The 14,294-nt window shown below is 67.2% G+C and carries 11 protein-coding genes; 5 read left to right on the top strand and 6 right to left on the bottom strand.

Translation table 11 applies throughout. From position 1 onward, the window contains the following. Positions 1–18: 18 nt before the first annotated feature. The 4 genes from ABE423_RS07430 to ABE423_RS07445 all read right to left on the bottom strand — a co-directional run bounded on the left by ABE423_RS07430 (position 19) and on the right by ABE423_RS07445 (position 3,863). Entirely contained in the window at positions 19–1,398 is a 1,380-nt protein-coding gene (locus ABE423_RS07430) for a sensor histidine kinase (protein ID WP_005412674.1), read from the bottom strand. Then, positions 1,395–2,078 (bottom strand): response regulator, encoded by a 684-nt coding sequence (locus ABE423_RS07435; RefSeq protein ID WP_346485614.1) that lies wholly within the window; start codon positions 2,076–2,078, stop codon positions 1,395–1,397. Before ABE423_RS07435 ends, ABE423_RS07430 begins: the two co-directional genes overlap by 4 nt. 134 nt (positions 2,079–2,212) lie before the next feature. Continuing rightward, positions 2,213–3,340 carry a metallophosphoesterase gene (locus ABE423_RS07440; protein ID WP_180837966.1) on the bottom strand — a complete coding sequence of 376 codons (1,128 nt, stop codon included), beginning with the start codon at positions 3,338–3,340 and terminating at the stop codon, positions 2,213–2,215. 73 nt (positions 3,341–3,413) lie between these two features. Further along, a complete protein-coding gene (locus ABE423_RS07445) occupies positions 3,414–3,863 on the bottom strand; it encodes a helix-turn-helix domain-containing protein (protein ID WP_180837967.1) in 450 nt (149 codons plus the stop codon). A 77-nt stretch (positions 3,864–3,940) separates the two neighbouring features. Here ABE423_RS07445 and ABE423_RS07450 point away from each other — a divergent pair, with 77 nt between their 5' ends. Then, entirely contained in the window at positions 3,941–5,158 is a 1,218-nt protein-coding gene (locus ABE423_RS07450) for an MFS transporter (protein ID WP_180837968.1), read from the top strand. Between the two features lie 95 nt (positions 5,159–5,253). Here the strand turns inward: ABE423_RS07450 and ABE423_RS07455 are convergent, their stop codons facing one another. Further along, positions 5,254–6,669, bottom strand: coding sequence for a GGDEF domain-containing protein (locus tag ABE423_RS07455; protein ID WP_125894485.1), 1,416 nt, complete (start codon positions 6,667–6,669; stop codon positions 5,254–5,256). A 289-nt stretch (positions 6,670–6,958) separates the two neighbouring features. Between ABE423_RS07455 and ABE423_RS07460 the strand changes: the two genes are divergently transcribed. Both ABE423_RS07460 and ABE423_RS07465 read left to right on the top strand, forming a co-directional pair. Further along, positions 6,959–9,208, top strand: a complete 2,250-nt coding sequence (locus ABE423_RS07460; protein WP_346485617.1) for a TonB-dependent siderophore receptor — start codon at positions 6,959–6,961, stop codon at positions 9,206–9,208. A gap of 180 nt (positions 9,209–9,388) precedes the next feature. Beyond that, positions 9,389–10,369 (top strand): cation diffusion facilitator family transporter, encoded by a 981-nt coding sequence (locus ABE423_RS07465; protein ID WP_107432646.1) that lies wholly within the window; start codon positions 9,389–9,391, stop codon positions 10,367–10,369. A 38-nt stretch (positions 10,370–10,407) separates the two neighbouring features. On the opposite strand, the gene nfi is transcribed toward ABE423_RS07465, so the two are convergent. Then, positions 10,408–11,082, bottom strand: coding sequence for a deoxyribonuclease V (gene nfi, locus ABE423_RS07470; RefSeq protein ID WP_346485619.1), 675 nt, complete (start codon positions 11,080–11,082; stop codon positions 10,408–10,410). Positions 11,083–11,176: 94 nt separating this feature from the next. Here nfi and gpmA point away from each other — a divergent pair, with 94 nt between their 5' ends. Both gpmA and ABE423_RS07480 read left to right on the top strand, forming a co-directional pair. Then, complete coding sequence (gpmA, locus tag ABE423_RS07475) at positions 11,177–11,926, top strand: 2,3-diphosphoglycerate-dependent phosphoglycerate mutase (protein WP_004150217.1); 750 nt, start codon at positions 11,177–11,179, stop codon at positions 11,924–11,926. Positions 11,927–12,134: 208 nt separating this feature from the next. After that, positions 12,135–14,228 (top strand): M13 family metallopeptidase, encoded by a 2,094-nt coding sequence (locus ABE423_RS07480; protein ID WP_125894479.1) that lies wholly within the window; start codon positions 12,135–12,137, stop codon positions 14,226–14,228. Positions 14,229–14,294 lie beyond the last annotated feature (66 nt).

The following is a 14,294-nucleotide window of genomic DNA, read 5'->3' on the forward strand; positions in this document are numbered from 1 at the left end:
TCAGCGCCCCGGGCCGGGTCAGGGCGCCTTCAGCAGCGGCAGCGTGATGGCGACTTTCAGTCCGCCACCTGGGCGGTTCAGGAAGCTCAGGCGGCCGCCGAAGTGCTCCACCGCCTCGTGCGCGATGGCCAGGCCGAGGCCGGTGCCGCTGGCAGCGGTGCCCGGCGCCCGGAAGAAGCGCTCGCCCAGCCGTGGCATCACGTCGTCGGGCACGCCAGGGCCGTTGTCTTCCACATACAGTTCGACATCATTGTCGTCCAGCGCGTGCACGCCCACCGTGACGGTTGCATTGCGGCCGGCATAACGCAGGGCGTTGTCGATCAGGTTGTCCAGCGCTTCCTGCAGCATGGCGCCGTTGCCCAGTACACGCAGCGGATGGGGACTGCCGCGGTAGCCCAGATCGATGCCATCGCGGATCGCCTCCGGTACGCGCATGCCGACCCACTGCGGTACCAGCTCGCACAGGTCCAGTGCCTCCACGGTATCGGGCACGGTCTGCGCCCGGCTCAGTGCCAGCAGCTGGGTGCTGACCCGCGCGGTGCGCTGGTTGAGCCGGCGGATGTGCTGCAGCGCCTCGCGCACTGTGTCGGGGTCGCCATGTGCCAGCGCCTGGTCCACGTGCAGGGCCATGCCCGCCAGCGGCGAACGCAGCTGGTGCGCGGCATCGGCGATGAAACGGTTCTGCAGGGTGATCATTTCCGCCTGGCGGGCAAACAGATCATCGATGGTGCTGATCAGTGGCTGGATCTCCTCTGGCACGTCGGCATCGGAGATCGGCGCCAGTTCGCCGCGGCGCTGGGCCAGGCGGGTCCTCAGCGGGGTCAGGATACGCAGGCCATAGGTCACGCCGAACCAGACCAGCGCTGCGGTACCCAGCGCCAGCATGGTCATCAGCGGGATGATGATCATCAGGATCTCGCGCGCACGCTGCCGGCGGTCGGCCATGCTCTCGGCCACGGTCACCGCCAGCTGGTCCTGCGGATCGTTCATCGCCTGCGTGCAGACGGTGGCCATGCGCACCTGCTGGCCATTGAGGTTGCCGTCGTACAGCGCCGGATGCACGCCGGTGCAGTCCTGCGAAGGGGCGTACGGGCTGAAGTCTGCATTGCCGCTGAGCGTACCCATGCGGCTGCTGTCGACGTTGAAGTAGCGATGGCCGTCGGGGTCGTACTCGATCAGGAAGCGCGCCTGCGGAGACAGGTCGCTGGTCACCGGCATGGTGCTCAGCATCTGCGCGAACGAATGCGTGTCGTCGATCAGGTTGCGGTCGTGGATGCGGTTGGAATAGTCCAGCGCAACGTAGTAGGCCAGGATCGTGTTGAAGGTGAGCAGGCCCAGCATCGGCAACGCCAGGAAGGCGAGCAGGCGCCGACGCAGGCTGGGTGGTCCACTGATCACGGGGCGCTGTCGTCCTGCGCGTCTTCCAGCATGTAGCCCAGCCCGCGCACAGTGCGGATGCCCATGCCGCCGGGCTGCAGCTTGCGGCGCAGGCGGTGCAGGGCGATGTCCAGGCCGTTGTCGGTGAGGTCCTGGCCCCAGTCGCACAGCGCTTCCACCAGTTGCGCGCGCGACACGATGCGCTCGGCGCGTACCGCCAGTGCCGACAGCAGGCCGAACTCGCGCGCGGTCAGTTCCAGCGACTGGTCGTCGATCCACACCCGGTGCCCGGCCAGATCGATACGCAGGCGGCCGATGCGCAGGTCCGGGTTGCCATTGCTGGTGACCCGCCGCAGCTGCGCACGCACGCGTGCTTCGAATTCGTCCAGCGCGAACGGCTTGACCAGGTAGTCATCGGCGCCCAGGTCGAGCACGCGCACGCGTTCGGCCAGGCCATCGCGGGCGGTCACCACCAGCACCGCCAGGCCATCGCCGCGCTGACGCAGGCGCTGCAGCACATCGCGGCCATCCAGCTGAGGCAGGCCCAGGTCCAGCACCAGCAATGCGTACTGGGCCGAGCCCAGTGCCGCGTCGGCGTGCGCGCCGTTGTCGACGTGGTCAACCACGTGCCCCTGCCGGCGCAGCGAGGCGCACAGGCCGGAGGCGATATCCGGGTCGTCTTCAGCAATCAGAACGCGCATGCGCGGGGGCTCCTGTAACGGTCAGGCCCACCGGATGGACGGGGTGGGCCTCTCTCGGCTGCCGAGGGTAGCCGCAAACCGGGTGAAGGTGGAGCGCGCCGCCGCCGCCCGGTGCCGTCGCGCTGTCCCTTCATTCAGTCCTGCAGGCCCGGCTCACCCGGCGCCAACGGCACCCGCGAGCCATCCAGCAGGCCACGGCTGAGCCTGCCATTTTCGATGAACAGCAGTTCGCCGTTCTCGCCGTTCTTGATGCTGCTGTCGATGGCGATCACGCGGTCGCCATGGAAGCTGCTGACGTGTGGCATCGAGGTGTGGCCGACCACGATGCGTTTGAGCTGCAGGCGGTCGAGTACGGTCTGCACCCCCGCGGTGTCGAGGCGGCCATCGAAGTAGCCGCGGTACCAGATCGGGCTGGTCTTGCCGTCATACAGCGGTGCGGTGGCCGGGTCGGCCTTTACTTCGGCCTTTGGCAGGCCCAGTGACGCCTGGTAGGCCGCATTGGTGCGCGCCGGGTCCAGCGCCAGCTGCACTGCCTCGGGCGAAATACCGCCGTGCAGGAACAGGGTGTCGCCGATCTTCAGCAGCACCGGGCGGGTGCGCAGCCACTGCCCGATCACCGAATCGGCACCGTACAGCTGCGGGTAGCTGCGGCCGAGCAGCTGCGCGCTGCGCAGGTACTTCGGGTTGACGTAGCGCAGGTCGTCGTACAGCACCATGGTTTCGTGGTTGCCGAGCACGAAGTGCACCGCGCCGCCGGCGGCGGCCGCCTGCAGCTGCAGGCCATACAGCAGCCAGAAGGCCTCGGTCACCTGCGGGCCGCGGTCGAACACATCGCCGGCGATGACCAGCGTGTCCTTGCCCAGCGCCCAGCGATCCTGGGCATCGATGACCTGGTGGGCGCGCAGCAGGCGCACCAGCAGCCCGTACTGGCCATGGATGTCGGACAGCGCAACGATGCGCGGCACGGCCGGCAGCACGGAAACCGAAGGCGCATTCGGGGCAGCCACGTGCACCGAGTGCTCGTAGCCGCAGCGCGGGGCGATGTCGGTACCTGCGGCCTGCGTGGCAAGCGTGTGCGACTCGACCTTGTCGTCGCAGATCCACTTGGCCTGCAGCTGGTCGCCCTGGCGGAACACATAGGGGCCATCGGCCTGCACGTGGTCGGCGGGCGCGGCAACCTCGCGGGCCTGCGTGGTTGCTGTGGCGCAGGCCAGCAGCGGCAACAGCAGGGCGGTCAGCAGGGAAGGGCGATCGCGCGACATCGGCGGCATCCAGTGGCGGAAAGGTCTGATGCTAACCGGCGCGGATGTTCGTCGGTGTGCGCGAATGGGCGAATCAGGTGTCGCGCCCGTCGTCCCTGAGCTTGCGCACGCGGGTGGCGCTGGGCTGAAGTGGCTGGCCGTCGCGCCCGCGCGGCTGCATGTAGGGCAGTGGCCGCCGTGTCGCCGATTCGATCAGCTGTGAATGGGCTTCACCGGCCTCGAAGCGATGGCGTTCACCCCATTGGCGCAGCGCGACCAGCAGCGGGAACAGTTCCTGGCCAGCGGCGGTGAGCACGTATTCCTGGTAGGCCGATCCATCGGAGGCCGGCTGCAGCTGCAGGACGCCGGCCTCTACCAGCCGGCGCAGGCGGTCGCTGAGGATGTTGCGCGCCGCGCCGAGGCTGCGCTGGAAATCACCGAAACGGGTGACGCCATCGAAGGCATCACGGATGACCAGCAGCGCCCAACGGTCACCGAGCAGATCGGCGCTGCGGGCGACGGGGCAGGGGCTGTCGGTGTGCATGGTGGACCTCTCTGATGTGGTTGCAGTTTAAAACCAATGGCAGTAGCCTGCATCAAGTTTCAAATTGCAACCACATCATGAGTGCCATATCACTTCCCCGCCCGCTGCTGGTCCTGCTCGCGGTTGCCGCAGGTGCCAGCGTTGCCAACGTCTATTACGCGCAGCCGCTGCTGGATCAGCTTGCACGCGCCTTTGCGCTGGACCGGGCCATGGCTGGCGCGGTGCTGGCTGCTACCCAGGCCGGTAGCGTGCTGGCGTTGCTTGGCCTGCTGCCGCTGGCGGACCGTGGTGACCGGCGACGCCTGCTGCGGCTGCAGTTGATCGCATTGGTGCTGGCGCTGCTGTGGCTGGCAGCGTCACGCACGGCGGGCTGGCTGTTGTCGGGCATGCTGCTGGCCGGCTTGCTGGGCACGGCGCTGACCCAGGGCCTGATCGCCTATACCGCCATGCTGGCACCGCCCGAGCAGCGCGGTCGCGTGGTCGGTGTGGTGCAGGGCGGCGTGTTCATCGGCCTGCTGCTGGCGCGCGTGGTGTCCGGTACGGTGGCGGCGGCCTTTGGCTGGCAGATGGTCTACCTGTTGTCAGCAATGGTGATGGCGGGGTTGGCGGCGCTGCTGTGGCGGCGCCTGCCCCCAGTACCGGTGCCGTCGGTTCCCCCACGCTGGCGCGAGCTGCTGGGCTCGATGCTGGCCATGCTGCGCCGCGATCGAACGCTGCGCGAGCGTGGGCCGCTGGCACTGCTGCTGTTTGCCGGCCTCAATGTGTTCTGGGCGGCGGCACCCTTGCCGCTCTCGGCGCCACCGCTGCATTGGTCGACCGCCGCCATCGGTGCACTGGGCCTGGCCGGGGTGATCGGTGCGCTGCTGGCGGCGCGGGTAGGGCACTGGATGGACCGTGGTTTCGCGCATCCGGTCAGCGTCGGTGCGCTGTTGTTGATGCTGGTTGCGTGGTGGCCCTTGCTGGGCCTGCCGCAGTCGCTGTCGTTGCTGCTGTTGGGCGTGATTGTGCTCGACCTGGGTGGGCAGGCACTGCACGTATCTAACCAGGCATTGCTGCTGCGCGCGCCGGCTGAACAGCATGGACGCCTGGTGGCTTTGTACATGCTGTTCTATGCGGTGGGCAGTGGTGCCGGTGCAGCGGCCGGGCCGTGGATGCAGGCGCGCCATGGCTGGCCGGCGGTATGCCTGTTGGGGGCGGTCATCGCGTTGCTGGCACTGCTCTGGTGGGCAGCGTGGTGGGTGGTGGCGGTGAAAGCAGCGGCCGGCGGCCGTATCGGTAGTGCCGGCTGTCAGTAGAGTCGACTGTCAGTCGACTGCTCTTCGCCCTGCGTGCGAAAAACCCCGCGGTGCGCGCGATAGTCGACCCGCGGTCGACTCTACCTGTCCTGCCGTCATCGCTGCAGTGCGCGCCGTCCCGGCGCTTCCTGCAGGTCCGCACTGGCCACCACCACGCGGTTGCGGCCGCTGCGCTTGGCCTCGTACATTGCCGCGTCGGCACGGGCCATCAGCCGCTCGTAGTCCGGATGGCCGTCGTGGCCGGCCACGCCGATGCTGGCGGTCAGTGCCAGCACCTGGCCGTTGGCCAGTGCCACCGGCGACTGTGCGATCTGCCGCCGCAGGCTCTCGGCGATCACGGTCGCCTGCGATTCGCTGGCAGCCACCAGTACCACCACGAATTCTTCGCCGCCATAGCGGAACAGGTAGTCGCTGCCGCGCGTGAGCTGGCCGAGCAGGCCGGCGACGTGCTGCAACGCGCGGTCGCCGGCATCGTGGCCGTGGCCGTCGTTGATTGCCTTGAAGTGATCCAGGTCGAGCAGCAGCAGCGAGAATGGTGTGCGGTTGCGTGTGGCCAGCTCGATTTCCCGGCGCAGCACGGTGGGCAGGAAGCGACGGTTGAGCAGGTTGGTCAGCGCGTCGCTGCCGGCATCCAGTTCGCCGATGCGCTCGAACAGCAGTGTCATCAGGGTGCGGATGGCGGCCAGGTCCTCGCGGATGGCCGGCAGCACCGCCAGTCGCTGCGCCGGAGCATCGCCGCTCGCGCGCTGCAGGTGGCCATCAATGCGGGCCATCAACTGGCCCACCTGCTGCGTTTCGCTGCTTTCGCCGAAGCTGGGGATGCCCTTGTGGGTGAACCACAGGCCGAACTCCGAGGTAGCCAGGCTGGCGTTGTCGCTGGCCTGCACGTGGCCGGCCAACGCGTAGAGCAGGGCGTTTTCCCAGTCCAGCAGCAGTGCGCGCTGGCGCTCGCGTTCGGTACCGACGTTCTGTACCAGCGAGAACAGCCGGTAGGCGGCGTCGGCACGGGTGGAGCGCTCGCGCGCGTGGGTGTAGGCCAGGGTCATGCCTTCCATGGCGATATCCATGATCGCGCTGAGGCAGTCGATGGCGGCAAATGCGGTGTCGCTGTCCGGTGCATCGTCGCGCAGGCGCACGAACAGTTCGTGCTTGAGCACACGCGCACCGCGGGTAACCAGGTCGACCGGAATGCCGACGCGGGCGTGCACGTCGCCGATGATCCGCTGCGAGGCCACGGTGTTGGCGATGCCGCTGGCATCAGTGGTCAGCAGCTGCGCCAGCCAGCGCTGCATGGCCGGCTGCAGGCGCTGCTTGACCTGGTCGTGGGACAGGAAACGGCGCGCACGGGTGTCCTGCAGCAGTACTTCGTAAAAGCGCTGGGCCAGCGCGGGTGGGGCATCGGTAGCAGCGGCCGTGAGCAGCGCGGTGGCGGCAGGGCCGGCCTGCAGCAGACACTGCTGCCAGGCCTCGGCCAGCGGCTGGCTGGCATCGTCCAATTGGGGTGGTTCCACGTCGATCTCTGACTGCGTACGGCAAACCACGGGTATCGGCCGCGGCGGCATACGGTTGATGGCGGGTTAGCCGGCCAGTTTACGCGCGGTGCAGGGTTGCACGGTGCGCAAACCACATCGGCGCCGCTGCGGCAATGAGTGAACGCATTTGAGAATCAATCGCATTGATGGGAGAATGCGCGCACGGAACGGGCTGTAGGTGCCTGCTGCAGGACTGCTCCGCCTCCCCCTCGTCGTTGCCTCAAGCCCTTTGCCAGAGGCCCCGTAGCCCTGCCAGAAGGTCCTGATCATGTCCCCTGCCGTTGTCCTTTCGCCGCGCCCGCTGGCGCTTGCCGTTGCCGCCCTGCTGGCCGGCAGCGCCCTGACCGCCCACGCCGAAACCGACGCCACCGATATCGACACGGTGCACGTCACCGCCTCGCAGATCGCGCGCCAGGCCCTGGGTACCTCGACCATCACCGCAGAGGACATCGCCAGGCGCCCGCCGGCCAACGACATCGCCGAGCTGCTGCGCACCATGCCCGGCGTCAACCTGACCGGCAACAGTGCCTCGGGCCAGTACGGCAACAACCGCCAGATCGATCTGCGTGGCATGGGCCCGGAAAACACCCTGATCCTGGTCGACGGCAAGCGCATCGGTGCGCGTGATGCCGTGCGCATGGGCCGCAGCGGTGAGCGCAATACCCGCGGCGATACCAACTGGGTGCCGGCGGAAATGATCGAGCGCATCGAAGTGCTGCGTGGCCCTGCAGCGGCACGTTATGGCTCGGGTGCTTCCGGTGGCGTGGTCAACATCATCACCAAGCGCCCGACCGGCGACCTGACCGGCGCGGTCGACCTGTATGGCCTGGTGCCCGAGCACAGCGCCGAAGGCGGCAGCGAGCGCGTCGGCCTGCAGCTGAGCGGGCCGATGACCGACACCCTGTCGTTCCGCCTGTACGGCAATCTCAACAAGACCGACGCCGATTCGCTGGAACTCAATCGTGACTTCGCGACGAATCCGAACGCGGTGCCGCCGGCCGGTCGCGAGGGCGTCAAGAACCGCGATGTCAACGCGCTGCTGCGCTGGGACGTGACCGCCAACCAGGTGGTCGAATTCGAAGCCGGCACCAGTCGCCAGGGCAACATCTATGCTGGCGACCGCGCGGTCAGCACCACCGGTACCTCGACACCGATCGATCTGGGGGCGTTGGCCGAGCAGCAGGCCGAGACCAACCGCATGTACCGCAACACCGGCGCGATCACCCATCGCGGCCGCTGGGGTGATGTGACCTCGCGGGTAACGGCTGCAGTGGAGGCGGTGAACAACTCGCGCATCAACGAAGGCCTGGCCGGTGGCCCGGAGGGCAGCTTCAACGGCACCGACTGGTCGACCTCGCGCCTGCGCAACTACCAGCTGGACGGCGAAGTCAGTTTCCCGACCACGCTGGGTGGTGCCGAGAACATCTGGACGCTGGGCTTTGAATACCTGGACAGCCGCCTGACCGACCCGTACTCGATGAGCCAGTCCAGCAGCAGCGGCGGCGGCATCCCGGGGCTGTCGGCCGATCGCGCACGCGGCAAGTCCGACGCGCAGACCACCGCCGTGTTCGTGGAAGACAACATCTACCTGGGCGAGCGCTGGATCGTCACCCCGGGCCTGCGCTTCGACCACCACAGTCAGTTCGGCAACAACACCAGCCCCAGCCTCAACGCGCAGTTCCGCATCAACCGCGACTGGGTGGTGAAGGGCGGTATCGCCCATGCATTCAAGGCGCCGAACCTGTACCAGTCGAATCCGGACTATCTGTATTACACCCGGGGCAATGGCTGCCCGAATGCACTGCCGAGCCTGGGCGCCGGCTGCTACATGCGCGGCAACTCGGACCTGAAGGCGGAAACCAGCCTGAACAAGGAACTGGGTATCGAGTGGGCACCGCAGAGCGGCTGGCAAGCGTCGTTGACCTACTTCCACAACGACTACAAGGACAAGATCCAGGCCGGGTACAACCAGATCGGGCTGACCGCCGACACCAAGGGCCGCATCTTCCGCTGGGAGAACGCACCCAAGGCGATCGTGAAGGGTCTGGAAGGCAACCTGGTGGTCCCGCTGCTGGGCGAGCAGGGCAACCGCCTGAAGTGGAGCAACAACTTCACCTACATGGTGGAGAACGAGAACAAGAGCACCGGCCAGCCGCTGTCGGTGATTCCGAAGTACACCGTCAACACGATGCTGGACTGGCAGGCCACCGACAAGTTGTCGCTGCTGCTGACCGGCACCTTCTACGGCAAGCAGAAGCCGGCCACCACCAACATCAACAATGATCCGCGCTGCACCGGCACCTGCGATCCGTCGATCGCGCTGCAGGACCGTGGTGCGTACAACATCTGGGGCGTGAGCGCGCGCTACAAGGTGACCGAGACGGTCAGCTTCGGTTTCGGCGTCAACAACCTGGCCGACAAGCGCCTGTTCCGCGAGGCCAACAGCAGCGATGCCGGCGCGGCGACCTACAACGAGCCGGGCCGCGCGTACTGGGCCAGCCTGCGCTTCGGGTTCTGACCGCAGGCGGACGTCGGTCCGCTGCGTTCGCCAGGCGTGGCCTGGCGTTGCCGGCCGCGCTCCGGTAGCACCGGGCCATGCCCGGTGAGGGACCGCGTGGCCTGCAATGTTATAAACACCGTGATAGTTTCCCAACGCCCTCCGGCGTAGCCTGCCTCCCATCGCAAAGGAGCTGTTGCCATGGGCCACGACCACGATCACCTGCCATCCGAGATCCGCCACGAGAAACCCTTGTGGTGGGCACTCGGCCTGACCTCCACCTTCCTCGTCGTCGAGGTGGTGGGCGCGTTCTGGACCAACAGCCTGGCACTGCTGTCAGACGCAGCGCACATGGCCACCGATGCGCTGGCGCTGATGATCGCACTGGTCGCGGTGCGGCTGAGCCGGCGCCCGCCGGACGCGCGCCGCACCTACGGCTATGCGCGCCTGGAAGCGCTGGGCGCGATGATCAACGGCGCGATGCTGTTCGTGGTTGCCGGCTATATCCTGTGGGAGGCCATTGGACGTTTCCGCGAGCCGCAGGAGATTGCCTCGTCGGGCATGCTGGTGATTGCCGCGGCGGGCCTGGTCATCAATCTGATCTCGATGCGCCTGCTGCAGGCCGGCAGCGGCGAGAGCCTCAACGTGAAGGGCGCCTACCTGGAAGTGTGGGCAGACATGCTCGGCTCGGTGGCCGTGATTGCTGGCGCGCTGTTGATCAAGTGGACCGGCTGGAAGCCGATCGACCCGATCCTGGCGGTGCTGATCGGCCTGTGGGTGTTGCCGCGCACCTATGTGCTGATGCGCGAGGCGATCAACGTGCTGCTGGAAGGCGTGCCCAAGGGCATGGACGTGGCCAAGGTGCGCGACAGCCTGTCCGGCCACGCTGCGGTACTGGACGTGCATGACCTGCATGTGTGGGCGCTGGCCTCCAGCACCCCGGCGCTGACCGCGCACATCGTGATGCGCGACGGCACCGATGCCGATGCGCTGCGTCGTGATCTGGGCGGGCGCCTGCACGATGACTTCGGCATCGAGCACGTGACACTGCAGATCGAAGCGGACCACTGCGGCGAAGCCTGTGGTGAGCCGGCGCCGGCCAAGGCCGGCGAGCACGAGGGCCATGAAGGCCATGACCACGGCGAGGACGCGCAGGGCCACCGCGGCCACGTGCATCGCTGAACGAGGATGGCGACCGCGCCGGGTGATGCCCGGTGCGGTCATTCGTCCCGTCGCGAGGCCAGCCGATCCGCCAGCCGGGTCGGTTCCGGCAGCCGGTACCCGCGCAGGGTGCGCTGTACCCAGTCCAGCGCGGTATCCGCACTGACCCGATGGCCACCGGCCACGAACAGCGGCTTGCAGCGAATCTTGCTGCGCAGCACCCAGCCCAACTGTTCATCGCCATCCAGCAGCGGCGTATGCGCACCGGCCTCGGCGCCCGGTTCGACGAACCTGCCCACCAGCTTCGACTTGGCCACGCCGATGCTCGGCAGGTCGATGACCACTCCGAGATGAGCGGCCACGCCCAGCCGGCGCGGGTGGCTGATGCCATGGCCATCGACGAACACCAGGTCCGGCGTATGCGGCAGCAGCGCCAGCGCGGCCAGCAGTGCCGGCAGCTCGCGGAAGCTGAGCAGGCCGGGGATATAGGGCATCACCGTGGGGATGCGCGCGATCTCCTGCGCCACGGGCTGCAGCGTCTCCGCGTCCAGCAGTACCGCCGCGGCGCGTGTGATGGCGCCATCATCCTCGAAGCCGACATCCAGCCCGGCCAGCCAGCGCACCGTGCGTGGCAGCCGGTCCTGGCGTTCCACGCGACCGGCCAGCTGGATCTGCTGCTCGCGGGCCGCGGCGACGCTGCCTTCCCAGCGTCCGGGGTCGATCACCGTATTCATTGGTTGCAGCATCGCATGTGTGGGGCCACGGCACGGTGAGCGGCGCCCGAGGCTACAATGGCGGCCTGCCTTTCCTCGCGTTGGAGACCCTGCAGTGACCCGTAAACTCGTACTGTTGCGCCATGGCCAGAGCCAGTGGAACCTGGACAACCGCTTCACCGGCTGGGTCGATGTCGACCTGACCGAGCAGGGGCGCCGGGAAGCGGCTGCCGCCGGTCGCCTGATGCGCGAGGAAGGCCTGCAGTTCGACGTCGCCCACACCTCCGTGCTCAAGCGCGCCATCCACACCCTGCAGGGTGCGCTGGCCGAGCTGGAGCAGGACTGGCTGCCGGTGAACAAGTCCTGGCGCCTCAACGAGCGCCACTACGGCGGCCTGCAGGGCTTGGACAAGGCCGAGACCGCGGCCAAGCACGGCGAGGACCAGGTCAAGGTGTGGCGTCGTTCGTACGATATCCCGCCGCCGGCGATGGACCTGGAAGATCCGGGCCACCCGATCCATGACCGCCGCTACGCTGGCCTGGACCGCAACGCACTGCCGGGCACCGAATCGCTGGCCACCACGCTGGACCGCGTGCTGCCGTACTGGCACGACGCCATCGCGCCGCAGCTGAAGGACGGCAAGACCGTGCTGGTCACCGCCCACGGCAATTCGCTGCGCGCGCTGTACAAGTACCTCAACAACGTCTCGCGCGAGGAAATCCTCGAGCTGAACATCCCGACCGGCATCCCGCTGCTGTTCGAACTGAACGACGACCTGACGGTGAAGTCGTTCCGCTACCTGGGCGACCCGGAAGCAGCGCGCAAGGCCGCTGAAGCCGTGGCCAACCAGGGCAAGGCGAAATAAAACAGAAGGCCGGCGCAAGCCGGCCTTCGCTTTTTGTAGAGTCGAGCCATGCTCGACTGCTGTTGGCCTCTTGCCGCAAGGACAATAAACCCGGAACGGAGAGCAGTCGAGCATGGCTCGACTCTACATAAGCGCGTCCTGTGACCTTTGGCCGGTCCCACCGCAGGCCTCCCCGGCTACCCTGTGAAATTACCTGCAGGAGAGCCTCATGAACGTCCGCAACCTGGTCCCGCTGGGCCTGACCATCGCCATCGCTGCCTCGCTGGCGGCCTGTGGCAAGAATGAAACCGCGCCGGCGGCCAGCGCCGACGCCAAGCCGGCCTTCGACCTGTCGCAGATCAAGACGCCGCTGATCTCGCTCAACAGCGCCGACCTGGATCCGGCCATTTCGGCCTGTACCGACCTCAATGGCTTCGTCAACAGCAAGTGGCTGAAGGCCAACCCGGTGCCGGGCGACCAGACCACCTGGGGCAGCTTCGAGATCCTGCGCGAGCGTTCGCTGGAAGTGCAGCACACGCTGGTGCAGCAGGCCGCCGCCAGCCAGGCCAAGGCCGGCTCGGTGGAAGCCAAGATCGGTGACATCTGGAAGACCGGTAACGACGAGGCCAAGATTGAAGCCGCCGGCCTGGCGCCGCTGCAGCCGCAGCTGGACAAGATCACCGCGCTGAACGACACCGCCGCCATCACCCAGTACCTGCGCGACAGCCAGGCCGAGGGCAAGGGCGTGCTGTTCTCGCTGTTCGCCAATGCCGACTACAAGGATTCGGCCAACGTCATCGCCTACGTCGGCCAGGGCGGCCTGGGCCTGCCGGAGAAGGGCTACTACTTCGACGATGCGCAGGCCAAGATCCGCGATGCCTACGTGGCCTACATCGCACAGGTGCTGACCCTGTCCGGCGTGGACGCGGCACGGGCCGCCGAGCAGGCCAAGGCCGTGATGGCCTTTGAAACCCGCCTGGCCAAGGCCTCGATGTCGCGCATCGAAATGCGTGACCCGGCCAAGCGCTACAACCCGCTCAGCGCCGCCGACGCCGACAAGCTGACCCCGAACTTCAGCTGGACCGCGCTGTTCGACACCCTGAAGGTGCCGGCCGCGCAGAAGTTCTCGCTGGCCCAGCCGGGCTTCTTCAGTGAAATGGACAAGATGCTGGCCGATACCATGCCCAGCACCTGGCAGGCCTACCTGCGCTTCCACACCATCGACGACGCCTCGCCGTACCTGAGCAGCCAGTTCGAGAAGGCCAACTTCGATTTCTACGGCACCACCCTGCGTGGCCAGAAGGAAATGCAGCCGCGCTGGAAGCGTGTGCTGGAGTCGGTCAACGGTGGCATGGGCGAAGCCCTGGGCCAGCTGTACGTCGACGCCGTGTTCCCAGCCGAATCCAAGGTGGCCATGCAGCACCTGGTGGAAAACCTGTCGCAGGCGCTGAAGGCGCGCCTGGAGCAGCTGCCGTGGATGGGCGAAGAAACCAAGAAGAAGGCCCTGGAGAAGTGGGCCAGCTTCACCCCGAAGATCGGTTACCCGGACAAGTGGCGTGACTGGGCGGGCCTGCAGACCAACGGCGACAGCTACCTGGGCAACATGCAGGCGGCGCGTGCGTTCAATTACCGCTACATGCTGGACAAGATCGGCAAGCCGGTGGACAAGACCGAGTGGGGCATGACCCCGCAGACCGTCAATGCCTACTACAACGCCACCAAGAACGAGATCGTGTTCCCGGCGGCGATCCTGCAGGCACCGTTCTTCGACGCCAAGGCCGATCCGGCGCTGAACTACGGCGGCATCGGTGCGGTCATCGGCCACGAGATGATGCACGGCTACGACGACTCGGGCAGCCAGTTCGCTGCCAACGGCAACTTCGACAACTGGTGGACCGACGCCGACCGCAAGGCCTTCACCGAACGTACCGACCAGCTGGTCGCGCAGTTCGATGGCTATGAATCGGTGCCGGGCGTGTTCGTGAAGGGCAAGCTGACCCTGGGCGAGAACATCGGCGACCTGGGCGGCTTGACCGTGGCCTACGACGCGTTGCAGATGGCGCTGAAGGAAGATCCGAAGGCGAATGTCGAAGTCGATGGTCACAGCCAGGACCAGCGCTTCTTCATGAACTGGGCTACCGTGTGGCGCCGCAACTTCACCGACGGTGAGCTGCGCGTCCGCCTGAACACCGACCCGCACGCGCCGGCCAACTTCCGTGCCAACGGCGCGCCGTCGAACATGCCGTCGTATGCCGCTGCGTTCCAGTGCAAGGCCGGCGACGCGATGGTGCGTGCCGACGACAAGCGCGTGGTGATCTGGTAATCGATCATCCGTGATGCGTGATGCAGAAGGCCCGGCGAATGCCGGGCCTTTTGTTTGTCTGATCGG

Origin of the sequence: Stenotrophomonas sp. TWI1409 (assembly GCF_039673015.1) — a bacterium.
In the GTDB taxonomy this organism is placed as follows: Bacteria; Pseudomonadota; Gammaproteobacteria; order Xanthomonadales; family Xanthomonadaceae; genus Stenotrophomonas; species Stenotrophomonas maltophilia_A.

Bases quoted from the DNA above. Each gene is read 5' to 3' on its own strand.
- ABE423_RS07435 (WP_346485614.1), bottom strand. From the start codon at position 2,078: ATGCGCGTTCTGATTGCTGAAGACGACCCGGATATCGCCTCCGGCCTG.
- ABE423_RS07440 (WP_180837966.1), bottom strand. From the start codon at position 3,340: ATGTCGCGCGATCGCCCTTCCCTGCTGACCGCCCTGCTGTTGCCGCTG.
- ABE423_RS07445 (WP_180837967.1), bottom strand. From the start codon at position 3,863: ATGCACACCGACAGCCCCTGCCCCGTCGCCCGCAGCGCCGATCTGCTC.
- ABE423_RS07450 (WP_180837968.1), top strand. From the start codon at position 3,941: ATGAGTGCCATATCACTTCCCCGCCCGCTGCTGGTCCTGCTCGCGGTT.
- ABE423_RS07460 (WP_346485617.1), top strand. From the start codon at position 6,959: ATGTCCCCTGCCGTTGTCCTTTCGCCGCGCCCGCTGGCGCTTGCCGTT.
- ABE423_RS07465 (WP_107432646.1), top strand. From the start codon at position 9,389: ATGGGCCACGACCACGATCACCTGCCATCCGAGATCCGCCACGAGAAA.
- nfi (WP_346485619.1), bottom strand. From the start codon at position 11,082: ATGAATACGGTGATCGACCCCGGACGCTGGGAAGGCAGCGTCGCCGCG.
- ABE423_RS07480 (WP_125894479.1), top strand. From the start codon at position 12,135: ATGAACGTCCGCAACCTGGTCCCGCTGGGCCTGACCATCGCCATCGCT.